This is a genomic window from Mycolicibacterium boenickei (assembly GCF_010731295.1).
GTDB classification, from domain to species: Bacteria; Actinomycetota; Actinomycetes; order Mycobacteriales; family Mycobacteriaceae; genus Mycobacterium; species Mycobacterium boenickei.
This window is the reverse complement of the sequence record NZ_AP022579.1, coordinates 5,423,990-5,447,593: the sequence shown is the minus strand read 5'-3', so window position 1 is coordinate 5,447,593 and position 23,604 is coordinate 5,423,990. Positions and strand designations below refer to the sequence as shown.

The following is a 23,604-nucleotide window of genomic DNA, read 5'->3' as shown; positions in this document are numbered from 1 at the left end:
GCCGGCTGACAGTTGGCGTTGATATGAAATGAGCTGATGTACCAGCTCATTGCGCAGATCTCGCTGATCCACGGCTGGTTCCCCGTCGTCGTGCAGCTGATCGCGGCACTGCTGCTGGGAGCCGCCGTGGGATGGCGCACGCAACGCTGGCGGCTTCGGATCCTGCCGGCGCTGGTGGCGGCGGCTGCGGTGCTGGCGGGCCTGACCTACTGGTACATCGACTCGATCGGGGTGGCCGGAAACGCCGGGCCGGTCGAGCTGTGGGTCTGGATCGCGTTGAGCGTGCTGGCCGTCGGTGTGGCGTTGCTGGGCTGGGTGAGTGCCCAATGGTGGCGGCGTACTGCGTCGGTGGCGGCGATCGGGGTGTGCGGGCTGGCCTGTGCGCTGACCCTGAACATGTGGGTCGGATATTTCCCGACGGTGGACGGCATGTGGAAGCAGCTCACCTCCAGTCCCCTTCCGGGGCAGACGGACCGGTTGACGGTGACCAAGATGCAGCTGGCCCACTTCCGGCCGCCCAGCGGTGTCCTGGTCCCGGTGACCATCGATTCGGCGGCGTCGGGTTTCATCCACCGCGGTGAACTCGTCTATCTCCCGCCGGCGTGGTTCGCCAGCACTCCGCCGCCGCAACTGCCGGCCGTGATGATGATCGGCTCACAACTGAACACCCCGGCCGATTGGCTGCGCGCAGGCAATGTGCTGGGCATCCTCGACGGGTTCGCGTCGGCACACGGCGGCAATGCCCCGGTATTCGTGTTCGTCGACGCCACCGGCTCATTCGCCAACGACACCGAGTGTGTCAACGGTGCGCGGGGCAACGCCGCCGACCACCTGACCAAGGATGTTGTCCCGTACCTGATCTCGAACTTCGGGGTGCGTCCCGATCGCGACGGATGGGGCATCGCCGGTTGGTCGATGGGCGGCACCTGCGCAGTGGACCTGACCCTGATGCACCCGGACATGTTCCGGTCGTTCCTCGACATCGCCGGGGACCTGCGCCCCAACACCGGGGACAAGAAACAGACCATCAACCGGCTCTTCGGCGGGGACGCCGACGCCTGGGCGGCCTACGATCCCGTCACCGTCATGCGGCGGCACGGCCCGTACTCCGATGTCACGGCATGGTTCGAGGTGCCGATCTCGCAACGAGGCACCACGCGCGACGCCACGGCGAATCCTGAAGCCCAGGACGTCGCCGCGAGCACGTTGTGCAATGCGGCCCGCGCCGACAACATCACGTGCTCGGTGCAGACCGCTCCCGGCCGCCACGACTGGGCATTCGCCGCCAACGCTTTTGGCGCCGCACTACCGTGGCTTGCCGGTCAGCTGAACACCCCGGGCGTGCCACCGACCGAACTGCCGCCATCGACATTGGGGCCGCAGCCCACCAACGTCCAGGCCGCCCCGCGCTGAGAATTTCCCCGCGAGCAGACACAAAACTGCCTGAAATCACCGGATTTTGGGCAGTTTTGTGTCTGCTCGCCGAAACTACCGGCCCCGCGCGGGCTGAGCGGCCGTCGACGCCGACGAGGACGGCCGCGTCGACGGACGCTCGATGATCGTCGACTTCGGCCCGCCCACACGGTAACTGGCACCGCGATGCTCATCGGCCAGGCGGTCGCCGTTGCCGAGAAGCTTGTTGCGCAGGGTCCCCGGTGCGTATTCCGACTGGTAGGCGCCGCGTTCGGTGAGCACGGGCACGACATGGTCGATGAATTCCGCGAACGAGCCCGGTGTGATCGCGTAGGCCAGGTTGAAGCCGTCGACGTCGGTCTCCTCCACCCACTCCTGCAGGGTGTCGGCGACGTGCACGCCGGACCCGACGATGCGCGGCCCCATGCCGCCGATCTCGCCCCACTCGGCGATATCGCGCACGTTCCACTCGCCGCCCTTGTCCGAGGCGGACTGAAACGCCTTGACCGCGGACAGGATCGCGTTGGAATCGACATTGCCGATCGGCTCGTCGAGCCCGTAGCGGGCCAGGTCCACGCCCATCCAACCGGACATGAACACGAGGGCACCCTCGGGATCGCCGTACGCCAGGTACTCGGCATGCCTGGCATGGGCTTCCTCGTCGGTCTCGCCGGTGATGATGGTGGTGAGGTTGAAGATCTTGGCCGAGTACGGATCCCGGCCCGCCAACTCGAGTTCGGCGCGAATCGTGGAAACAGTCTCGCGCAGAAGTGCTTTGGTGGGTGCGGCGGTGAAGATCGCCTCGGCGTTCTCCGCGGCGAAGCGCACTCCGCGCGGCGAGGAACCGGCCTGGTAGATGACCGGCGTGCGCTGGGGCGACGGTTCGGCCAGATGTACGCCAGGAACACTGAAATGGGCGCCGGAATGACCGATGTGGTGCACCTTGGCCGGGTCGGTGAAGACTCCGCGTTCGGCATCGCGCACCACCGCGTCGTCCTCCCAGGAGCCCTCCCACAACTTGTAGAGCACCTCGAGGTACTCGTCGGCATGGTCGTAGCGCGCGTCGTGCGCCGGCTGGTCGGTCTGGCCCATATTGCGTGCCGCCGCAGGAAGATAGCCGGTCACGACGTTCCAGCCGACCCGGCCGTTGGTCAGATGGTCCAGCGTGGACATCCGCCGGGCGAACGGATACGGATGCTCGAACCCGGTACCCGTGGTGATTCCGAACCCGAGATTCTCGGTCACCAGTGCCATCGCCGACACCAGCAGCATCGGGTCGCCGACCGGGATCTGCGCGGCCTGGCGGATCGCCGCCTCGTCGCTGGCGCCGTAGACGTCGTAGGTGCCCAGGACATCGGCGATGAACAGGCCGTCAAAACGTCCGCGTTCCAATAACTTCGCCAGTTCGGTCCAGTAGGTGATGTCTTTGTATCGCCAGGACTGGTCTTCTGGATGGCGCCACAGGCCGGGCGACTGGTGGGCGACGCAGTTCATGTCGAAGGCGTTGAAACGGATCACGCGGGTCACTGCGCCGAAGATGCCCGGCTGTCTCCCGGAGGTCACCGGTTGCGCTCAGTGGGATTGTTTTGGCAATGAACCACGAATGAATGGCCGCCCAACTGTCGGCGCGTCCAGTGGTGGGTTTGCCGGGCAGCCGCGAAACTTAGCCGGGTGTCGACAAAGTCGCTGCTGATCTCGGTCCTGAACTGGCTGCGCGCCGGGTACCCGGAAGGGGTGCCGGGCACCGATCGCGTGCCGCTGCTTGCGCTGCTGCGGGCCACGCCGCTCACCGAGGAGCAGGTGGCCGAGGTGGTGCGCAATATCGCCGAAGCCTCGGCGCCGGCCGACATCGACGATCCGATCGATCGCGACGACATCGCGGAATTCATCGCCGATGTCACCGATCACGACGCCGGTCCGGAGAACATCGCGCGGGTGGCGGCCAAACTGGCGGCGGCGGGTTGGCCGTTGGCCGGCGTCGACCTGGTGGACGACGCCGGCCCCGGCGAATCCTCTGATTCCGACTAGCCGCGTAGCGAGGCGGTGTCGATCACGAAGCGGTACCGCACATCACTGGCGAGGACGCGCTCGTAGGCCTCGTTGATGTAGTCGGGCTGAATGACCTCGATCTCGGGGGTCACCTTGTGCTCGGCGCAGAAGTCGAGCATCTCCTGGGTCTCCGGGATGCCGCCGATCATCGAACCGGACAGGCTGCGGCGCATGCCGGCCAGCGGGAACGGCGGAACCTCCATCGCGTGCTCGGGCATGCCCAGCTCCACCAGGGTGCCGTCGACGGCCAGCAGGCCCAGGTAAGCGCCCAGGTCGAGGTTGGCCGACACGGTGTTGAGAATCAGGTCGAACTTGCCGCGCAGCTTACGGAAGGTGTCCGGGTCGCTGGTTGCGTAGTACTCGTCAGCGCCCAGTCGCAGCCCGTCTTCCATCTTCTTCAGCGACTGCGACAGCACGGTGACGTGTGCGCCCATCGCGTGCGCGAGCTTCACGCCCATGTGACCCAGGCCACCGAGCCCGATGACGGCGACCTTCTTGTCGGGTCCGGCGTTCCAGTGCCGCAGCGGGGAGAACAGGGTGATGCCGGCGCACAGCAGGGGAGCGGCCGCGTCCAGCGGGATGCTGTCGGGGATGCGCAGCACGTAGTTCTCGTCGACGACGATGGCCCCGCTGTAGCCGCCGTAGGTGGGGGAGCCGTCTCGTTCGGTGGAGTTGTAGGTGCCGTGCATGCCGTAATCGCCGGTGCAGTACTGCTGCAGACCGGCCTTGCAGTTGTCGCACTCCCGACAGGAGTCGATGAAACAGCCGACCCCGACGTGGTCGCCGACCTTGTACTTGGTGACCTCCGAGCCCACCGCGGTGACCACGCCGGCGATCTCATGACCGGCCACCACCGGGTAGTTGGGGGTGCCCCACTCGCCCTTCACGGTATGGATGTCGGAGTGGCAGATGCCGGCGAAGTGGATGTCGAAGGCCACGTCGTGCGGCCCTACCTCGCGGCGGGTGATGGTGGTCTTGGTCAGCGGTTCGGTCGCCGAGTTGGCGGCATAGGCATAAACAGTGCTCATCAAAGCCCTCTTTGTTCGTCGTCTGTGCGTAACACGGAAAAGATTAGTCCGGTTAACTGACTGCTGCCTGAAAGAGGCAGTCCAGGGCGTGCAACGACGGAGGCCGCAAAGGTAATCCCGCGGCCCGGTGTGACATATCTCCCGGATTCGTGCCGGGAGGGGCTCACAATCCGGGTGCGCGGACCGATCCGTTGAAGGACGTGCGTTCGCAGCGGATCAGCCCTTCCAAGGTGTAAGGATCCCGGGCGATGACGTCCTCGACTTCCTCATCGGTGAGGTCGCCGGTGATGAGAACCGCACCGGTGGCCGATTCCAGACGCCCGGCCAGCAGGATGCGGCCGGCGGCCACTTCCTCCTTGAGCCACGCGACGTGGGCGGGGCGGGTCTGGTCGACGACGTCGATGGGCTGCAGGTAAGTCGTGGTGAGGACGTGGAACATGCAATGCAGACTACGGGTCGGGTGAGTGGCTCCTGACATGTCTGTCGATCTCCCGGTGGCTACGCGACCGCAGCGCGGCGGCTTCCTCATCGGGGATGCCCAGGACGCGCATGCAAGCGTCTGCCACGTGGAACGGCATCTCGCAACGTTCCGGGCCGGCCGGCATGGACCACACGTTGACCAACGATTCGACGAGCCGGAACGGAAGGTCCGCGGCCGCTTCGTGAACGCCGGTCCGCCGGCTCAGCGCGCGACTCACAGACAGATAGTGCAGGCGTAACCGCTCCCGGTCCGACCAGAAGGGTTCGAGCTTGGCTTCGCGCAACTCGGGCAGCAGGTAGAGCGCGCCGAGGTTCCACCGGCCGGACATCAGCTGTGCGCCGTCGAACGCCGCCAACGCGTGGAGATGTTCATCGGCGGTCAACGCGGGTTCGGTGCCCAGCAGGCTCGGGATGAACTCCAGGGTCGGCGCGACGGTCTGCTCGAGCAGCGCGCACAGAATGTCGTCCTTGGTCTTGAAGTAGTGGTACAGGGATGCCTGGCGGACACCAACTGCTTCGGCGATCGCTCGTGTCGACGTCCCCGCGTAACCGGTTGCGGTGAACAATTCGCCTGCGGCGTCGAGGATTTCGTCACGAGCCGTATCTCCCTGCCTGCGTTGGGCGTGCACGCGTGGTCTTCCTGCCATACGGCCATGGTTGGCCCTCCGGCCGCGAAGAGCCAGCGCACGGGGTATCGGTCACTCGATAGAAACGCACGACACGTGACGGTTACCGGGTCCGTCAATTCCTTTACACCTCATTAACGCCTCTGACACCCAGCGACGCCGCCGCCGGTGAAAACTGTCGCTCGACAGGCTGCGACACAAAGTGGTGACGCGAAACTGCCAAATCGCTTCTGGGAGGCCCACGATGGCTGAGGCCATGATCGACATGACCTTCCCCGCGGGCCTCGGCGCGGACCCCGCGGTCGACGGCTCGGTGATCCGCACTGAGACAGCAGAACTTTCACCACCAGGGCCGGTTGCCGCCGTCGACGATCTGAGTGTCACGTTCCGTCGCAATGGCCGCGACGTCCACGCGCTGCGTGGGGTCTCCCTCACCATCGCCCCGGGGGAGATCGTCGGACTGGTCGGTGAATCCGGTTCCGGCAAGACCGTTCTCGGGTTCACCATGCTCGGACTGCTACCCAAGAGCGCCACGATCGGCGGGTCGGTCGTGGTGGCGAACTCCGACATGGTCAACGGCGGGGCGAAGGCGTTGCGCAAGGTGCGTCGCCTAGATCTCGGTGCGGTGTTCCAGGACCCGATGACCTCGCTGAACCCGACGATGCGGATCGGCAAGCAGGTGGCGGAGGCGGCAGGCAGTGAGCAGGAGGCGCTGCGGCTGCTCACCGCGGTGGGCATTCCGGAACCCAAGCGACGGATGCGGGCATATCCGCACGAACTCTCCGGCGGGTTGCGTCAGCGCGTGATGATTGCGATGGCGGTCGCGGGGGACCCCGAACTCGTCATCGCCGATGAACCGACCACCGCGCTCGATGTCACCGTGCAGGCCCAGGTGTTGCGGCTGCTGCAGCGGCTGCGGGACGAGATCGGTTGCAGCATCGTGCTGATCACCCACGACCTGGGCGTCGCCGCGCAGATCTCCGACCGCATCGCAGTGCTGTACGCGGGGCGCATCGCCGAAATCGGCCCGGCGGCAGAGGTGCTGGCCAACCCCGCCCATCCCTACACCAAAGGACTGCTCGGCAGCCGGCTCACACTGGACACCCCACGTGACCGGAAGCTCGCGGCGCTGCCCGGCGCGGTGCCCAGCCCGGCGTCGCCGTTGCCCGGATGCGCCTTCGAGCCGCGGTGTGCAGTGGCCTCAGCGGACTGCTCGAACTCACTGCCCGAACCAGTTGTCGTCGCACCCGGGCGGGTCAGCGCCTGTATTCGGCCGATGGCGGACCTCGGCGGGACGGTCGGACTCGCGACAGCCGGCGCCGAAGAGGTGTTCCCGGCCATCGAGCAGGGCGGCCCCGATCAGCCACCCGCGGTCGCGCTGGCCAACGTCACCAAGACGTTCGCAGTGTCGCGGCGGTGGCTGGACCGTTCGGCCGACAACCACGGGAAGCTGCATGCGCTGCGTGGCGTGACCATGCGGGTGCGGCAGGGCGAATCGGTGGCACTGGTCGGGGAGAGCGGCTCGGGCAAGTCGACACTGCTGCGGATCATCGCCGGGCTGGAGAGCCCTACGTCGGGGTCGGTCCAGGTAGCCGGCGGGAAATGTCCACAAATGGTCTTCCAGGATGCCGGCGCCTCACTCACCCCGTGGCTGTCGGTCGGTGAGTTGATCGGCGAACGATTGCGCGGCACCAAGATGCCTGCGGCCCGGCGCCGCACCGTGGTGAATGAGGTCCTCGAACGGGTCGGCCTTCCGGCCGAGGTCGCCAAGGCGCGCTCAGGAGAACTTTCCGGTGGTCAGCGCCAACGGGTTTCGCTGGCGCGGGCCACCGTCGTGCCGCCGTCGGTGCTGCTCTGTGACGAGCCGACCAGCGCGCTCGACGTGTCGCTCGCCGCCTCGGTGCTCAACCTGATCGCCGAACTGCGCCGCAGCCTGGACATGTCCGTCGTCTTCGTCACCCACGACCTGTCGGTGGCCCGGGTGGTGGCCGACCGGATCGCCGTGATGTACCTGGGCCGCATCGTCGAGATCGGACCGGCCGACCGCGTGATCGGCGACCCGGCCCATCCGTACACGCAGGCACTGGTCGACGCGATCCCCGACCTGGGCCGCGAATCCCGCGTGCTCCCAGGCGAACCCGCCAGCCCGCTGTCGCCGCCGGATGGTTGCGCATTCCACCCGAGATGCCCGATCTCGGTACCGGCCTGCGGCGGAAGCGAACTCGACGTCCGATTGGAGGGCACACCGGGCAATCCCCATCACGTGGCGTGTATCGAAAGGCGGGCGGTCTGATGGCGATAGCGATTGCATTCCCCACCCTGGCCGGCGGGCGCACCAGTCCGCGGCCGGCATGGTCCTGGCCGCGGTCCACCGTGCTTAACTGGGCCGGATTCTCCATGGTGATCGTGCTGACCCTGCTCGTCATCGCGGTACCGGTGATCGCCCCACACGACCCGCTCACCCCGGTGGGTATGCCGCTGCAGGCGCCGGGCAAGAACGGATTCCTGCTCGGCACAGACTCCGTCGGCCGCGACATCCTGTCCCGAGTGCTCTACGGCGCGCGCTCCAGTTGGTTCGCGGCGCTGGTCGTCGTCGCTGTCGGCCTGGCGATCGGCGGGCTGATCGGCCTGATCGCCGGCGCATCCGGAGGCTGGATCGACTCCGTGTTGATGCGCATCACCGACGCGTTCCTGTCCCTTCCCGCCCCGGTGCTGGCAATCGCGGTCGTGGCCGCGCTCGGGCCGGGCTTCGTGCACACCCTGATCGCGGTGTCCATCGTCTGGTGGCCGTTCTACGCGCGGCTGGTGCGCGGTGAGGTCGCGCGTCTGGCCGCCCGGCCACATGTCGAAGCCGCGAAACTGGCCGGGGTGAGCCGATTCCGGCTCGCGACGCGGCACCTGTTGCCCGGGGCGGTGCCGAACGCTCTCGTGGCCGCCAGCCTGGATCTGGGCACCTTGATCCTCACCGTGGCCGCGCTGTCGTTCCTCGGGCTCGGACAAGCGGCACCGGCGCCTGAACTGGGCGCCGACTCGGCCCGAAACCTCAGTTATTTCCTGCAGCAGTGGTGGATTCCGGTGATGCCTGGTCTCGGTGTCCTGGTGCTGGCGCTGGTGGGAAACATCGCGGGGGATTGCCTGCGCAACCTGATGAAGAACCGCTGAGACAGGAGTAGCGCCGATGAGCGCTTGCGCGAAGAGAGGAGTACTCGAGTGAAGACATTCGTGGCGTCCCGTGTGGGCGCGATGGTGGCGATCCTGATCGCGCTCACCGGGGTGATGTTCGTGCTGCAGCACATCTCGCCACTCGATCCGGTGAAGGCACAGTTGGGCGCACAGGCCTCGGCGCAGGCCGTCGCGGCCCGGCGCGAAGAACTCGGACTGAACCAGCCGGTGCTCGTGCAGTTCTGGCATTACCTGACCAACGCGGTGACCGGTGATCTCGGAACCTCCTACCGCACCCGCCATCCGGTGCTGTCGGACCTCGGTAGCTTCCTGCCGGCCACTTTGGAACTCGCGATCTTCGGGATCGCCATCGCGCTGGTGCTGGCGGCTCTGCTGGCATTCGGCACCACGCTGAAATGGCCTGGGGCCCAGGTGCTTCGCGCCGTGCTGTTCACCGGTGCCGCGGCGCCGATGTTCCTGCTCGGCATCCTCGGATTGATCGTGTTCTACCAAAACCTGGGATGGGTTCCGGCCAACGGCCGGATGGCGGTGGCGAATCCGCCGACCGGACCGACGGGCCTGCTCACCGTCGACGGCCTCGTGCACGGCCGGTTCGATGTGGTGGCCGACGCTGTGCACCACCTGATGCTGCCGGCCCTGGTGATCGCCATCGGCCCTGCCGTGGCGATCGGGCGGGTCCTGCGCAGCAGCCTGATGACCGACATCGACAGCGACTATGCGCGTACCGCCCGGGCCAAGGGGCTGTCGGAGGGCCGGATCATGACGCGGCACGTGCTGCGCAACTCGGTGGGATCGGCGCTGTCGATGACCGGACTTCAAGTGGGCCTGATGTTCTCGGGGGTACTCGTCGTCGAGCAGGTGTTCGGGTGGCCCGGCATCGGCCAGTACATCGCGCAGAGCATCCCGGTCGCCGACTTTCCCGCCATCGCGGGCGTCACCTTGATGCTGGGGGCGCTCTATGTAGTCATCAACACCGCCGTGGACCTGCTCCAGGCGGCAGCCGATCCCCGTATCGCAGTAATAGGAGGTTAGGTGCCCAAACAGCCACTCATCGTGGGTAATCCAGTTCTTGTCGTGGTCGACATACAGGAAGGCGGTGGAATGTCGGCCCAGGACGCCGGGATTCCGGTGATGCCCGGTCATGCCGAGCGTGTCGCTATCGCCGAAAAGCTGCTCGCCGCCGCCCGCGCCGCGGGTGTGCCGGTGGTGTTCTTCCAGGAGGTGCACCGGCCCAGTGGCATCGACTTCGGCCGCGAACTCGACGGCACCGAGGGCGTCCACTGCGTCGAGGGCCAGCCAGGCACCGACCTCGAACCCACCCTGCGACCCCGGCCCGACGAGTTCCACATCGTGAAGCGCCGCTACTCGGGTTTCATCGGAACGGATTTCGAGATCGTGCTGTCCGGCCTCAAGGCCTCGACTCTCATCTTGATCGGCGGCCTGACCGACGTCTGCGTCCATTACACCTTCGCCGACGCCCACCAGCGTGACTTCTACGCCCGCGTCGTCACCGACTGCGTGGGCGGCTCGTCGCAGTACCGGCACGACGCCGCGCTCGACGCCATGGAGTACCTGCAGACCGGCGCCCTGCGGACCTCTGACGAGATCCTCGCCGCCTTTTCCGAACTCGCCACGTCCCGACCCGTTCTCGAAGGAGCCGCCCGATGATCAAGCGATGGAAGACCGTGGCCGCCGTGAGCGCGGTGGCGGCGATGATGCTGAGTGCCTGCGGCGGATCGGATTCGGGGAGCGGCACACCCAGTGCGGCGCCGACCGACAAGGTGCTGCACCTGTCGTTCCTGCAGGATCCCGGCCAGCCGCCGGACCCCGACATCTACTACGCCGGCCAGGGCCTGCTGCTGACCACCAACATCTACGAGGGCCTGCTTCAGTACAAGGCGGGCACGGACAAGCCGGTGCTGGAACCGCTGCTGGCCACCGAGTGGAAGGCATCGCCGGACAACCGGGTGTTCGATTTCAAACTGCGTGAAGGCGTCAAGTTCCATGACGGCACCCCGTTCACCGCGGAGGCGGTCAAGGCGTCGTTCGATCGCAGGCTGGCCGTCGACCAAGGCCCGGCCTACATGGTGAAGGACGTGGAATCGGTCACCGCACACGGTGATTACGACGTCACCATCACCCTGAAGGCACCCAACGCGGCCTTCCTCGACTATCTCGCGTGTGCGTACGGGCCCAGGATGATGAGTCCTCAAGGACTGCAACAGAACGCGGGTGCCGACCACGCACAGAGCTACCTGACGAATCACGATCTGGGAACCGGCCCGTACACGCTCACCGCCGCCGAGGTCGGATCACGTTATGCGCTCGCGTCATTCCCGGAGTACTGGGGGACCAAGCCGTACTTCGAGAAGGTCGAGATGCCGGTGATCACCGACGTCTCCGCGCAGCAGCTCCAGTTCAACAACGGGCAGCTCGCCGCGATCCTGCATGACCTGCCCTCGTCAGCGGTGCAGTCCTACCTGGACAACAAGGCATTCGCCAACTACTCGCTGCCGACCATGATGTCCAACTACCTGTACGTCAACCCGCACAAGGGCATGATGACCGACGCCAAGAACCGCACCGCGGTGCTGCAGGCGATCAACATCGACGAGCTGGTCAAGCAGACGTACTTCGGACGCGGCGATGTGGCCCGACAGATCTATCCGCCCAACATGATGGCCTCGGACTTCGCCAATCAGGGTGTGGCGCACGATCCGTCGGCGCTCAGTGGCATCGCAGGGGGACTGCCCGCCGACCAGAAAGCCATCACCATCGGCTACGACTCGAGCAATCCCGACAATCAGCTGGTCAGCAATCTGCTTCAGACACAGCTCGCCGCTGCGGGATTGACCGCCAAGGTCCAGGCCTACCCGACGTCAGAAATCTACGGTTGGGTCGGCACCGACGGCCAGTCGGCTCCCGAGATCTTCACGGCCCTCGCTTGGCCCGACGCGCCGTCGCCGTACACCTGGGGGCACATCTCATGGGATCCCGACGGCGGGCTGAACTACCTGGGCTGCTCGGCACCACCGGTCACCGATGCGTTGGCCAGTGGCCTGCCCACCGGCGATGCCGCGGTGTTCTCACGGGCCGGACTGGAAGCGGTGAAGACCGGCTGCTGGCTCAACATCGCCGACGTCAACGACTTCATGGTGGCCCAGCCCTGGCTCAAGGGCGTCGAGCAGGCCCACGTCGTGACCAACCCCAACTCACTGCGGCTCGCCGCACTGTCGGTGGGCTGATGGCGACACTGGTCCGCAAGAGCGGAGTCCGCCACATCATCCTGCTCACCCTCGGGTGGGAGGAACTACCGAAATCGGTGTCGGTGTACGGAGCCCCGGCACAGGAGCGGATGCGCGAACCCGTTCCGGGAGTGCTGCTTCAGACCGACGGGGGCTGGGTGCTGCTGGACACCGGGTTCAACACCGCCCTGGTGCGCGACCCGGCGTTGTATCGCCGGTTCTTCCCGACCGTGGAGTACCGGCCGGTGCTGCCGGGCCCCGGCGAGCCGATCGAGCAGCGGCTCGCCGAGGTCGGAGTCGATATCGACGACATCCACACCGTCGCGGTGAGCCACCTGCACCACGACCATGCCGGCGGGCTCAAGCTGTTCGCCGGCAAGGTTCCGGTGCACGCACAACGTCGCGAGCTCGAGTACGGCCTGTCGAATCACCCTGAACCGGAACGCAATGCGATCGTCCGGGTGGACTTCGACGATCCGAACATCGACTGGCGGCTGGCTGACGGCGAGGCCACGATCGCGCCAGGCATCACCGCGATCCCGACGTACGGACACACGCCAGGACATCAGAGTTTCGCGGTGGAGCTCGACGAGTCTGTCGGCGGTGGCGGATTCGTGTTTGCGTTCGATGCCGCCGATCTGACCGAGAACATCGAGCACGAACTCCCGATCGGCGGATTCATCGACGTCCGGCCCGAGGAGACTGTCGAACCGATCCGCAGGCTCAAGAAGCTGGCGCACGACAAGGGATATCAGCTGATTCCCGGGCACGACCCACATGTGTGGCCCGGGCTGACCGAGCACTTTCACGAGCGCTTCGGACCTGTCACCTCGGGGGCGTCCCATGCCTGATCTGGTCCTCCGGGCGCGACAGGTGCTGCTCGACGGAGAGCTACGGCCGGCGTCCGTCGCGGTCACCGGAGGCGTGATCACGGAGATCGGGGCCGTGGATACCGCTGTGGAAGCACCGAACCGCGTCGAACTCCCGGCCCACGCCGTGCTGCTTCCCGGCTTCGTCGACACCCACGTCCACGTCAACGAACCGGGCACCGACTGGGAGGGTTTCGGAACGGCGACCGCTGCGGCCGCCGTTGCCGGGATCACCACCATCGTGGACATGCCGCTGGATTGCCGTCCGGTGACGACCACCGTGGCCGCCCTGCGGACCAAACAGGCGGTGGCCGAGGGGAACTGCCGTGTCGACGTCAAGTTCTGGGCGGGCGTGGTGCCCGAGAACCTGGGTGAACTGGAATCGCTGGCCGCTGCGGGGGTCCGCGGGTTCAAATGCTTCCTCTCCGACTCCGGCAACCCCGACTTCGGATACCTGACTCCCGCGCAGTTCCGTATCGCGATGAGCCGGATCGCCGAACTCGGCTCGGTGCTGTTGGTACACGCCGAAAGCCATCGGGTGATCGCCGAAAGCACACCGCCGCACGGGCGGCGCTACTCATCGTTTCTGCGGTCCCGCCCCGATGCCGCCGAAGAGGATGCGGTACGGCTCGTGATCGAGACGGCGGCCGCGAGTGGTGCCCACGCCCACATCGTGCACGTGTCCAGTGCGAACGTGCTGCCCATGCTCGCCGATGCCAAACGTGCAGGCATCCCGGTGACCGCCGAGACCTGTCCGCACTATCTGACATTCACGGCGAACGAGATTCCCGACGGCGGCACGGAGTTCGCCGCCTGCCCACCTGTCCGAGATGCCGCCAACCGGGAGCGACTGTGGGACGGACTGCTGGACGGGACCCTGGACATGGTGGTCTCGGATCATTCGCCGTGTTCCCCGAACCTCAAGGCCGACGGGGATTTCGGGCAGGCCTTCGGCGGCGTCAGCTCATTGCAGGTCGGGCCGAGCGCGGTGTGGGCACACGCAGCTCACCGTGGATTCGGACTGCCCGAGCTGAGTCGCTGGATGGCCCAGCGGCCTGCCGCGCTGGCCGGGCTTGCCGACCGGGGGAGCATCGCACCCGGACTGCGGGCTGACTTGTGTGCCTTCGATCCCGACGCGGAGACATCCGTACTCGCACGGGATCTGCTCCACCGGCACCGGATCAGCCCGTATTCGGGTCTGACTGTCCGGGGTGCGGCTCTGCAAACCTGGGTGGCGGGCGTACCGGTGCTGGAGAAGGTGGCCGAACCGGTATGAGGATTCTGGTACTCAATCCCAACACCTCGGGGTCGATGACCACCGAGATCGCCGCGGCGGCCACCGAAGCGGCGCATGCCGACACCGAGATCATTTGTCTGGCCCCGCGGTTCGGCAGCGTTGCGATCGACTCGGCCGCCGAGAGTTACCTGGCCGCCGTCGGCATGATGGACCTGGTCGCCGGGATGACCGAGGCGGGTGACTTCGATTTCGACGCGGTCGTCGTGGCCGGGTTCGGGGAGCACGGCAGAGATGCACTCGCCGAAATGCTCACCGTGCCGGTGTTCGACATCGCCGAGTGTTCGGCGCACGTCGCACATCTGATCGGCCGGAGGTTTTCGGTCGTGACCACGCTGGCCCGGTCCATCGCACCGATCGAAGACCGGCTGCTCCTGGCCGGCCTCGACGCGCACTGTGCGTCGGTGCGGGCCTGCGGACTCGACACCGCCACAGTCGATGCCGACCCCGAGGGCGCGATCCAGGCGATCGTGGAGGAGGCCGCCCGCGCGGTCACCGAGGACGGTGCCGATGTGATCTGCCTGGGGTGCGCGGGGATGGCCGGGGTCGTCGACGCGGTCACCGCCAAGCTGGGTGTGCCTGTGGTCGACGGTGTCGCGGCGGCTGTCGGTCTGGCCCAGGCCGTGGTCGGGCTGGGGTTGTCGACCAGCAAGGCCGGGGTGTACGCGCCGGGGCCGGCGAACCCGCGCAGCCACTGGCCGATCTCGCCCGCCCTGGGAGTGGACCGATGATCCCGGCAGCACCGGGCGTGGACCTGGCCTCCCGGGTCGTCGGAGGCAGTGTGGTTGCGGCCAGCGATGAGTCGTTCGGCTTCAAGGAACGGCTGATCGATCCGTCCGAACCGGCCTTCGTGCCGGGCACCTACGACTTGCGCGGGGAGGTGGTCGACGGCTGGGAGACCCGTCGTCACGCCGGGCCCGGTGGTGACTGGGCGATCGTGCGACTCGGTGCGCCCGGGCGGCTGTATGCGGTTGACGTCGACACCCGGTTCTTCTCGGGCAATCATCCGCAGGCGTGCCGCCTGGACGCGGCCGTGCTGGCACCGAGCGCCGATGTGACGGATCCCGCTGTGCAGTGGACAACCATCGTGGAATCCACCGGATTGAAACCGGATTCGCACAACCTGATGACGGTCGGCGATAGGCACCGCTGGACACATCTGCGGCTGGCGCTGGCGACCGACGGCGGTGTGGCCCGGCTGCGCGCCTACGGCGAGGTGATCCCCGACCCGGTGCTGTGGTCCGACGTCACCGTCGAGGTGTCCGGCCTGGAGCAGGGCGGTCGCGTCGAATGGTGCAGCGATGCGTTCTACTCCGACGCCGGGCCGCTGGTGGCTCCCAACCGGCCGCGCAACATGGGCGATGGCTGGGAAACGCGCCGGCGCCGCGACGCCGGCCCAGACGATCACGACGCTGTGGTGATCTCGTTCGCCGTACCGGCCAACCTGAAGCGCATCGAGATCGACACGTCCTACTTCGTCTTCAATGCGTCTCGGGAGGTGGCCGTGTTCGGTTCCAGAATGCGCGCCGACGACGAACATGAATGGGCAGCAGCGCCATTCGATATTCCGGTGCTCAGCCGCATCCAGTTGGCTGCAGACGCCAGGCAGGTGTTCGTCATCGATGCCCCGAACGTCACTGCGATGCGGGTGCAGGCGTATCCCGACGGAGGGATCGCCAGGGTGCGGGCCTGGGGCGCGCCGACAGAGCAAGGGATGCAACAGCTTCGCGACCGGTGGACGGAGTGCTCGTGAGCGATGTTCTCGCAGCGGATTGTGCCGGACTGTGGCGGCGCACCTTGCTGATCGAGGCCGACGGATCGCGTGACACCGCTGCCGGTGTCGCCTGGTTGCAGGCCGGCAGCGCGTACGTCGACTCGCGTGGCTTCGGAGGTGAACTCATCCAACGCGGCACGGTCTTCTCGTGGCGGCGTGATGTCGAGCTGGAGCCGTCGGGTCCGGTTCCAGATGAAGGCGACATGCATTGGGAAGGACAAACTCTGGTTGAGACCGGGGTGCATGAGGACTACGTCGAACATTGGGTGCGCGATCTCCTCCCGACGACTCCGCGCGGCGGGTTGTTCCTGCGGGCACCCGACGGTGACCGGGCCATCCTGGTCCGCGTCGGCCCGGTCTTCGGGTGGCTGGGCGCCGGTGACGTGGTGATCGACACGGTGGGCGGGCCGCGATGGGCCGCGCTCGCAATCGATCTGGAACGCAAGCAGATCCAGGCCAACGGCGTGCGCTGGGTCGTGGAACGAAGTGAAGGGACAGTGGATCTGTGAGTGGCAGTGCATCATCGTTGGCGGCGTTCAACACCGTGCCGGTCATCGACATCAGCGGGCTGCGTTCGGAACAGCGGGAGGAGCGGGAACGGGTTGCCGCCGAGATCGGCGCCGCGGCAAGAGAAGTCGGATTCTTCTACATCAGCGGGTCGGGAATCGACGAATCGGCGTTCGAGCGGATGCTCGCAGCCACGAAGGAGTTCTTCGCGCTGCCGCTCGACGAGAAGATGCGTAGCTACATCGGGCTGTCACAGTGCCATCGAGGCTACGTCCCGGTGGGGGAGGAAGGCCTCGAATCCGACAACCCGCCCGACCTCAAGGAAGCCTTCGACACCGCGCTGGACCTGCCGGACGACGACCCCGACCACCTGGCGGGCAACCCGATGCTCGGACCCAACACCTGGCCCGATCTCCCCGGATTCGCCGAGGCGGTGACGGCCTACTACCAGGCGGTGCTCGACGTCGGCAGGCAACTGTTGTGGGCGTTCGCGGTCGCGCTCGGGGAGGACCCCGAGGTGTTCTCCCGGCATGCCACCAAGACCCCCAGTCAGTTGCGGCTGATGCACTACCCGTTCAATCCCGACGCGAAGGACGCCCAGGGCATCGGCGCCCACACCGACTACGAGTGCTTCACCCTGCTCAAACCCACCGCGCCGGGTCTGGAGGTGCTCAACGGCGCCGGCGAGTGGATCGATGTCCCCCCGGTGGACGGGACGTTCGTGGTCAACATCGGGGATCTGCTCGAACTGTGGACGAACGGGACGTTCGTGGCGACCAGTCACCGCGTGCGCCGCGTGGCCGAGGAGCGCTACTCGTTCCCGTTGTTCTTCAACGTCGACTATCACACCGAGGTGAAACCGCTGCCTCGATTCGTCGCAGGCGATGGGCCGCAGCGCCCGGCACTGCGCGCAGGCGAGCACCTGTTCGCCCAGACCGCGCAGACGTTCGCCTACCTGCGCCGCCGCATGCAGGCGGGGGAGTTGGTGCTACCCGACGGGTCGCTGGCCACCGGTCAGTTCGGCAGACAGGCCGTGCACGGGGTCGACAGCCCGGTCAGTTGATCGGGGCGTTCACCCAACGCAGGTCGTCGAGGATGCCGCGGGCGGCCACGATGTTCTGCCCGGTCTGCCAGACCTCGTTGTTCACCACGAACACCCGGTTGTCCTTGGTCGCCGACAGGGCCCGCCAGGCGGGGCTCTCCAGGATCTTGGGTGCCTTGTCCCTGGCCGCCGCCGACGCGAACGAGACGTAGACGATGTCTGCGTCGGCGATCCGGTAATCGGCGTCGGTGGTGCTGAGCTCGTCGTAGGGCTTGTCGGTAAACCGTTGCGCGGCAGGGCGATCCAAGCCCACCGTGGCCAGCACGCTGCCGGGGAAGGTGTCGGCGCCGTACACCCGGACGGTGTTCTCGGTCAGCTGCACCACCGAAGCCTGGAAGTGCGCGGCGTCGTTCTGCGCGCCGGTGTCGCGGGCGGCGTCGTCGAACTTCGCGATCAGATCGGCCGCGGCATCGCCGCGCCCGGTCGCCTCACCCACCGCGCGCAGCGTGTCGCGCCACCCGGCGCCCGGCGCTCCGGTGAACACGGTCGGGGCGATCGCCGACAACGCGCCGAAGGAGGACGGCGTGATGGTGGCCGAACCCAGGATCAGCTCCGGGTTGGCCGCCTTGACGGCGTCGAGGTCCGGCGTCGTCCGCGAACCGGCGGGGGCGACCCCGTGCACGACGGCGCCCAGATAGGACGGCTGCTCCGACGCGCCGTCCGGGAGCGCGGCCGCGACGATGCGGGACTGCAGTCCCAGCGCGCACAACGCATCCAGTTGGTCACCGGACAGTGCCACGATGCGCTGCGGGTCCCCGCGCACCTCGGTGGACTCGGGGATATCGGAGCCTTCGGCCCTGGCATTGCGGACCTGGCGCGCCGACTGATCGGCGGCGGCCGGTTCGGCGGCGCACGATTCGTCGGGGCGGCGCTGATTACCCAGCACGCCTGCGTCGGCGATCTTGGTGACGCTGGTGGTCATCGACGTCTGCGCCTGCTGCGTCTGCTCGGCGGAGCCGCATCCACTGGCGAGTGTCGCGGCCGCGGCGATCACCGCGACTGCGGCGCGGGGTCGGTTGGTCAGCACCGGGCGACCGTAACATTCACGGCTTCGTCGCTGGTCAGGGCCTCGCGGCCGAAAGATGTGACGCCGGGCCGCCACGCAGTACGACAGTTTGTAGGACCCAGGGGCGGACAGACGGCCGGGAGCGTTAGGATTCAGGTCGATATGCGGGATTTCCCGACGAATCTTTGGAGGATCTCTTGGTAGCCGAAGCGCCCCCAATCGGAGAACTCGAGGCACGTCGTCCTTTTCCGGAACGGATGGGCCCCAAGGGCAACCTGATCTACAAGCTCATCACGACGACCGATCACAAGCTGATCGGCATCATGTACTGCGTCGTCTGCTTCGCCTTCTTCTTCATCGGCGGTCTGATGGCACTGTTCATGCGTACCGAGTTGGCGATGCCCGGGTTGCAGTTCCTGAGCAATGAGCAGTTCAACCAGCTGTTCACCATGCACGGCACGGTGATGCTGCTGTTCTACGCCACCCCGATCGTGTTCGGGTTCGCCAACCTGGTGCTCCCGCTGCAGATCGGCGCGCCCGACGTCGCGTTCCCGCGACTGAACGCGCTGTCGTTCTGGCTGTTCCTGTTCGGCGCGCTGATCGCCCTTGGCGGCTTCATCACCCCCGGCGGCGCCGCCGACTTCGGCTGGACGGCCTACTCGCCGCTGACCGACGCCATCCACTCGCCGGGTGCCGGCGGTGACCTGTGGATCCTGGGCCTGGCCGTCGGTGGTCTCGGCACCATCCTCGGTGGCGTCAACATGGTCACCACCGTGGTCTGCATGCGTGCGCCCGGTATGACGATGTTCCGCATGCCGGTGTTCACCTGGAACATCCTGGTGACCTCGATCCTGGTGCTGATCGCATTCCCGATCCTGACCGCCGCGCTGTTCGGCCTGGCTGCCGACCGCCACCTGGGCGCGCACATCTATGACCCGGCCAACGGCGGTGTCCTGTTGTGGCAGCACCTGTTCTGGTTCTTCGGTCACCCCGAGGTGTACATCATCGCGCTGCCATTCTTTGGCATCGTGTCCGAGATCTTCCCGGTGTTCAGCCGCAAGCCGATCTTCGGTTACACCACGCTGATCTACGCGACCATCAGCATCGCGGCCCTGTCGGTCGCGGTGTGGGCGCACCACATGTACGCCACCGGCGCGGTGCTGCTGCCGTTCTTCTCCTTCATGACGTTCCTGATCGCCGTCCCGACGGGCATCAAGTTCTTCAACTGGATCGGAACGATGTGGAAGGGCCAGTTGACCTTCGAGACGCCGATGCTGTTCTCGGTCGGCTTCCTGATCACCTTCCTGCTGGGTGGCCTGTCCGGCGTGCTGCTGGCCAGCCCGCCGATCGACTTCCACGTCACCGACAGCTACTTCGTCATCGCGCACTTCCACTACGTGCTCTTCGGCACCATCGTGTTCGCCACCTACGCGGGCATCTACTTCTGGTTCCCGAAGATGACCGGACGTCTGCTCGACGAGCGCCTGGGCAAGCTGCACTTCTGGCTGACTTTCATCGGCTTCCACACCACCTTCCTGGTGCAGCACTGGGTGGGTGACGAGGGCATGCCGCGTCGCTACGCCGACTACCTGCCCAGCGACGGCTTCACCACGCTCAACGTGGTCTCCACGATCGGTGCGTTCATCCTGGGCATCTCGACGCTGCCGTTCGTGTGGAACGTGTTCAAGAGCTGGCGTTACGGCGAGCCGGTCATGGTCGATGACCCGTGGGGTTACGGCAACTCGCTGGAGTGGGCGACCTCGTGCCCGCCGCCGCGGCACAACTTCACCGAGCTGCCCCGGATCCGTTCGGAGCGCCCGGCGTTCGAGCTGCACTACCCGCACATGGTCGAGCGGATGCGCGCCGAGGCCCACGTGGGCCGCGCGCATCACCCAGAGCTCGAGTCTGCGGACCGCTCCAGCTGACGGGTGGCAGTATCCGGGGGTGAGCACGTCGAGGATGTTTCGATGATCGGTGCTCCACGAGGGCGCTCGTCGGTACTGATCACCGTCACCGGAGTCGATCAGCCCGGTGTCACATCGGCGCTGTTCGAGGTGCTCGCCCGCCATCAGGTCGAACTACGCAACGTCGAACAGGTCGTGGTCCGCGGCCGGCTCACCTTGGGTGTGCTGGTCGCGGCGCCCGCCGAGACCGTCGACGGTGATGCGCTGCGCAGCGACGTCGAGACGGCGATCCACCGGCTCGGCCTGGACGTGGCGATCGAGCGCAGCGACGACATGCCCGTCATGCGTGAGCCGTCGACCCACACCATCGTGGTGCTGGGTCGCCCGATCACCGCCGAGTCGTTCAGCGTGGTGGCCCGCGCGGTCGCGAGCCTGGGCGTCAACATCGACACGATCCGTGGGGTGTCCGACTACCCGGTGACCGGCCTGGAACTGCGGGTGTCTGTGCCGGCCGGCGCCGCCTACGGCCAACTGCAGTCCGCGTTGGCCCAGGTGGCTGTGGACGAAGGCGTCGACATCGCACTCGAGGACTACAGCCTGGCCCGGCGGGCCAAGCGGCTGATCGTCTTCGACGTCGACTCCACCCTGATCCAAGGTGAGGTCATCGAGATGCTGGCCGCCCGGGCCGGCATGGAAGCCCAGGTGGCTGCGGTCACCGAAGCGGCGATGCGCGGCGAGCTGGATTTCGCCGAATCTCTGCACCGCCGGGTGGCGACGCTGGCCGGTCTGCCCGCCTCGGTGCTCGACGACGTGGCCGAGCAGGTGGAGCTGACCCCCGGTGCCCGGACCACCATCCGGACCCTGCGCCGGCTCGGTTTCCACTGCGGCGTGGTGTCCGGTGGCTTCCGCCAGGTCATCGAACCGCTGGCGCACGAACTCATGCTCGATTACGTCGCGGCCAACGAGCTCGAGGTCGTCGACGGCAAGCTGACCGGGCGGGTGATCGGCCAGGTGATCGACCGCCCCGGTAAAGCCAAGGCGCTGCGCGATTTCGCCCAGCAGGTCGGCGTGCCCATGGAACAGACCGTGGCGGTCGGCGACGGGGCCAACGACATCGACATGCTGGCGGCAGCCGGCCTCGGCGTCGCGTTCAACGCCAAGCCCGCCCTGCGTGAGGTCGCCGACGCGTCGCTGAGCCATCCGTACCTGGACACCGTGCTGTTCATCCTCGGCGTCACCCGCGGCGAGATCGAGGCCGCCGACGCCCAGGACGGCGTGCTGCGCCGCGTCGAGATTCCCGAGGACTGACGCCGCTACCGCTGAACGGGCGCATGCCCTGAAGTAGGGTGGGGGACATGGCGAACCTGAAGCACACAGTCGTGGTTGGCGCGTTCGCCGTGGCGGCAGTCCTGGGCCAGTTGGCGGTCGCGGCACCTGCCGAGGCCAAGCGATGCCCGTCGGGCACCGTCCAGACCAAGTTCGAGGGCGTGTGTGTGGCCGGTTCGTCCGGTGGCGGGATGGGTGCGGTGGCACCGCCGGTGATGGCGCCCAGCGCCGGGGGAACCAACATCACGAACCAGCCGGGCCAGCTGCCGACGGTGAACGGGATTCCGTGCACCATCGAGCACTACAGCACCTGCTACGCGATGTCGCAGCAGCCTTGATCGCTGACTAGACCACCAGCGTCTGCGGCTGCGCGCTGAGCGTGCCGGTGATGCTGTGCCAGGCCCGCACCAGCAGTTGCACGGCCTCTTCGAGTTCAGCCTCGGGCAGCGCGTAGGGCAGCCGGATGAACCGCTCCAGCGTGCCGTCCACGCCGAATCGTGGACCGGCGGGCACATCCAGACCCAGCCGCATCGCGGCCGCCGACAACGCGGTGCTCATCGGCGCCGGCAACTTCACCCACAATGACATCCCGCCGCGGCCGTGCCCGGGCTGCCAGTCCGGAAGCTCGCGCGCCAGCAGTGCCACCAGGAACTCGCGGCGCGCGCGGATGGTCTCGCGCCGTTCCGGAAGCACCTCGGCGCGCATCGCCAGCAGTTTCGCCGCGGCGAGTTGTTCGAGGATCGGGGTACCGAGGTCCACCGAAGGCCGGATCGCGGCGATGGTGGCCAGGGTGCCGCGCTCGGCGCGAATCCAGCCGACGCGCAGACCGCCCCAGAACGATTTCGACATCGAGCCGATGGTCAGCACCAGATCGGTGCGCGGCACCGATGCCGCCAGCGGCTCGGGCGGCGCCTCGTCGATCCACATGTCGACGATGGACTCGTCGACGATGGTGCGGGTGCGGGTGTCGGAGATGATCTGCCCCAACCGCTTTCGTTCCGCGGCAGGCATGGTGAACCCGGTCGGATTGTGGCTGTCGGGAACCAGGTAGGCCAGGCTCGGTGCCAGCTGGCGCAACGCGGCCTGCACGGCGTCGAGTTCCCAGCCGTCCTCGGCGAGCGCGACCGGGACCGCGCGGGCTCCCGCGGTCGAGATGGCCGACAGCGCACCGTGATAGGTGGGTTGCTCGACGAGCACCCGGTCACCGGGCTGGGTGTGGCTGGCCAGGATGAGCCCGATCGCGTGCTGCGCTCCGCTGGTCACCATGATCTGGCTCGGATCGGTGGGCAGTCCTCTGCGGCAATATCTTTCGGCGATCGCGGAGCGCAGCGGTCCGACGCCCATCAGTTCGTGGCCGGGCTCCCGCAGATACGGTGCGATGTCGCGGGCGGCGTCGGCGAATGCCTCCAGCACGGCGGTGCCGGGCGCGGAGAGCGCGGCGGCGGCCAGGCTGACCGTCGGCGTGGTGGCATCGGGCTCGATGTGGCCGGCCGCGGGCAGGGCGGTGACGCTGCGGGCGCCGCGCCGGGCGTGCAGGTAACCGTCCTCCCGCAACTGGGCGAAGGCCGCGGTGACCGTGGTGCGCGACACCCGCAGCGACTCGGCCAGTGCCCGCTCGCTGGGGATTCGTGAGCCCACCGGGACCCGGCCGTCCACGATCAGCAGCCGGATGGCGTCAGCCAGGCCCAGATAGGCGGGGCCACTTTGGCTGGAGGTGCGCCAGTTGCCCAACTCGCGGGTCAAAAGATCCACATCGAGGGCTCGTGCGGCCATATCCGTCGACATAATAAGGCCAGTA

At 67.2% G+C, this 23,604-nt stretch carries 22 protein-coding genes; 16 read left to right on the top strand and 6 right to left on the bottom strand.

Annotated elements, in window-relative coordinates; all coding sequences use genetic code 11:
* The first annotated feature begins 36 nt into the window (after positions 1–36).
* Complete coding sequence (locus G6N57_RS26050; RefSeq protein WP_077743829.1) at positions 37–1,413, top strand: alpha/beta hydrolase; 1,377 nt, start codon at positions 37–39, stop codon at positions 1,411–1,413.
* 75 nt (positions 1,414–1,488) lie between these two features.
* On the opposite strand, the gene G6N57_RS26045 is transcribed toward G6N57_RS26050, so the two are convergent.
* Complete coding sequence (locus tag G6N57_RS26045; protein WP_077743830.1) at positions 1,489–2,940, bottom strand: LLM class flavin-dependent oxidoreductase; 1,452 nt, start codon at positions 2,938–2,940, stop codon at positions 1,489–1,491.
* A 144-nt stretch (positions 2,941–3,084) separates the two neighbouring features.
* Between G6N57_RS26045 and G6N57_RS26040 the strand changes: the two genes are divergently transcribed.
* Positions 3,085–3,441, top strand: a complete 357-nt coding sequence (locus G6N57_RS26040) for a DUF3349 domain-containing protein (protein ID WP_036439499.1) — start codon at positions 3,085–3,087, stop codon at positions 3,439–3,441.
* Here G6N57_RS26040 and G6N57_RS26035 read toward each other — a convergent pair.
* The 3 genes from G6N57_RS26035 to G6N57_RS26025 form a co-directional block, all read right to left on the bottom strand.
* Entirely contained in the window at positions 3,438–4,490 is a 1,053-nt protein-coding gene (locus G6N57_RS26035) for an NAD(P)-dependent alcohol dehydrogenase (protein WP_077743831.1), read from the bottom strand. The two genes, G6N57_RS26040 and G6N57_RS26035, sit on opposite strands and share 4 nt — an antisense overlap.
* Before the next feature lie 163 nt (positions 4,491–4,653).
* Positions 4,654–4,929, bottom strand: a complete 276-nt coding sequence (locus G6N57_RS26030; protein ID WP_077743832.1) for a YciI family protein — start codon at positions 4,927–4,929, stop codon at positions 4,654–4,656.
* 10 nt (positions 4,930–4,939) lie between these two features.
* On the bottom strand, positions 4,940–5,617 hold the full coding sequence (locus G6N57_RS26025; RefSeq protein ID WP_077743833.1) for a TetR/AcrR family transcriptional regulator: 678 nt from the start codon (positions 5,615–5,617) through the stop codon (positions 4,940–4,942).
* A gap of 223 nt (positions 5,618–5,840) precedes the next feature.
* Here G6N57_RS26025 and G6N57_RS26020 point away from each other — a divergent pair, with 223 nt between their 5' ends.
* The 11 genes from G6N57_RS26020 to G6N57_RS25970 are packed head-to-tail and all read left to right on the top strand — an operon-like array spanning position 5,841 to position 17,531.
* Positions 5,841–7,889 carry a dipeptide ABC transporter ATP-binding protein gene (locus tag G6N57_RS26020; RefSeq protein WP_077743834.1) on the top strand — a complete coding sequence of 683 codons (2,049 nt, stop codon included), beginning with the start codon at positions 5,841–5,843 and terminating at the stop codon, positions 7,887–7,889.
* Entirely contained in the window at positions 7,889–8,758 is an 870-nt protein-coding gene (locus tag G6N57_RS26015) for an ABC transporter permease (RefSeq protein ID WP_077743835.1), read from the top strand. The genes G6N57_RS26020 and G6N57_RS26015 overlap by 1 nt, the downstream gene beginning before the upstream one ends.
* A 48-nt stretch (positions 8,759–8,806) precedes the next feature.
* Positions 8,807–9,811, top strand: a complete 1,005-nt coding sequence (locus G6N57_RS26010; protein WP_077743836.1) for an ABC transporter permease — start codon at positions 8,807–8,809, stop codon at positions 9,809–9,811.
* Positions 9,812–10,447 (top strand): cysteine hydrolase family protein, encoded by a 636-nt coding sequence (locus G6N57_RS26005; RefSeq protein WP_077743837.1) that lies wholly within the window; start codon positions 9,812–9,814, stop codon positions 10,445–10,447. It begins immediately after the preceding gene.
* Positions 10,444–12,024 (top strand): ABC transporter substrate-binding protein, encoded by a 1,581-nt coding sequence (locus G6N57_RS26000; RefSeq protein WP_077743838.1) that lies wholly within the window; start codon positions 10,444–10,446, stop codon positions 12,022–12,024. Before G6N57_RS26005 ends, G6N57_RS26000 begins: the two co-directional genes overlap by 4 nt.
* Positions 12,024–12,875 (top strand): N-acyl homoserine lactonase family protein, encoded by an 852-nt coding sequence (locus G6N57_RS25995; RefSeq protein ID WP_077743839.1) that lies wholly within the window; start codon positions 12,024–12,026, stop codon positions 12,873–12,875. Before G6N57_RS26000 ends, G6N57_RS25995 begins: the two co-directional genes overlap by 1 nt.
* Complete coding sequence (gene allB, locus G6N57_RS25990) at positions 12,868–14,169, top strand: allantoinase AllB (RefSeq protein WP_077743840.1); 1,302 nt, start codon at positions 12,868–12,870, stop codon at positions 14,167–14,169. The genes G6N57_RS25995 and allB overlap by 8 nt, the downstream gene beginning before the upstream one ends.
* Positions 14,166–14,918, top strand: a complete 753-nt coding sequence (locus G6N57_RS25985; RefSeq protein WP_077743841.1) for an aspartate/glutamate racemase family protein — start codon at positions 14,166–14,168, stop codon at positions 14,916–14,918. Before allB ends, G6N57_RS25985 begins: the two co-directional genes overlap by 4 nt.
* Positions 14,915–15,940, top strand: coding sequence for an allantoicase (alc, locus tag G6N57_RS25980; RefSeq protein WP_077743842.1), 1,026 nt, complete (start codon positions 14,915–14,917; stop codon positions 15,938–15,940). Before G6N57_RS25985 ends, alc begins: the two co-directional genes overlap by 4 nt.
* Complete coding sequence (locus G6N57_RS25975; RefSeq protein ID WP_077743907.1) at positions 15,937–16,470, top strand: hypothetical protein; 534 nt, start codon at positions 15,937–15,939, stop codon at positions 16,468–16,470. Before alc ends, G6N57_RS25975 begins: the two co-directional genes overlap by 4 nt.
* On the top strand, positions 16,467–17,531 hold the full coding sequence (locus G6N57_RS25970; protein WP_234815675.1) for an isopenicillin N synthase family dioxygenase: 1,065 nt from the start codon (positions 16,467–16,469) through the stop codon (positions 17,529–17,531). The genes G6N57_RS25975 and G6N57_RS25970 overlap by 4 nt, the downstream gene beginning before the upstream one ends.
* On the opposite strand, the gene G6N57_RS25965 is transcribed toward G6N57_RS25970, so the two are convergent.
* Entirely contained in the window at positions 17,524–18,597 is a 1,074-nt protein-coding gene (locus G6N57_RS25965) for an iron-siderophore ABC transporter substrate-binding protein (RefSeq protein WP_097926000.1), read from the bottom strand. The genes G6N57_RS25970 and G6N57_RS25965 overlap by 8 nt on opposite strands.
* A gap of 176 nt (positions 18,598–18,773) precedes the next feature.
* Here G6N57_RS25965 and ctaD point away from each other — a divergent pair, with 176 nt between their 5' ends.
* Genes ctaD through G6N57_RS25950 form a run of 3 tightly spaced genes read left to right on the top strand, consistent with a single transcriptional unit; the run spans position 18,774 to position 22,144 of the window.
* Positions 18,774–20,501: an aa3-type cytochrome oxidase subunit I gene (gene ctaD / locus G6N57_RS25960; protein WP_077743909.1), complete on the top strand. Its 1,728-nt coding sequence runs from the start codon at positions 18,774–18,776 to the stop codon at positions 20,499–20,501.
* Positions 20,502–20,543: 42 nt separating this feature from the next.
* Positions 20,544–21,788, top strand: coding sequence for a phosphoserine phosphatase SerB (gene serB / locus G6N57_RS25955; protein ID WP_174814520.1), 1,245 nt, complete (start codon positions 20,544–20,546; stop codon positions 21,786–21,788).
* A gap of 47 nt (positions 21,789–21,835) precedes the next feature.
* Entirely contained in the window at positions 21,836–22,144 is a 309-nt protein-coding gene (locus G6N57_RS25950; RefSeq protein WP_036439478.1) for a hypothetical protein, read from the top strand.
* 7 nt (positions 22,145–22,151) lie between these two features.
* On the opposite strand, the gene yczR is transcribed toward G6N57_RS25950, so the two are convergent.
* Complete coding sequence (yczR, locus tag G6N57_RS25945) at positions 22,152–23,591, bottom strand: MocR-like transcription factor YczR (protein WP_097926001.1); 1,440 nt, start codon at positions 23,589–23,591, stop codon at positions 22,152–22,154.
* Positions 23,592–23,604: the final 13 nt, after the last annotated feature.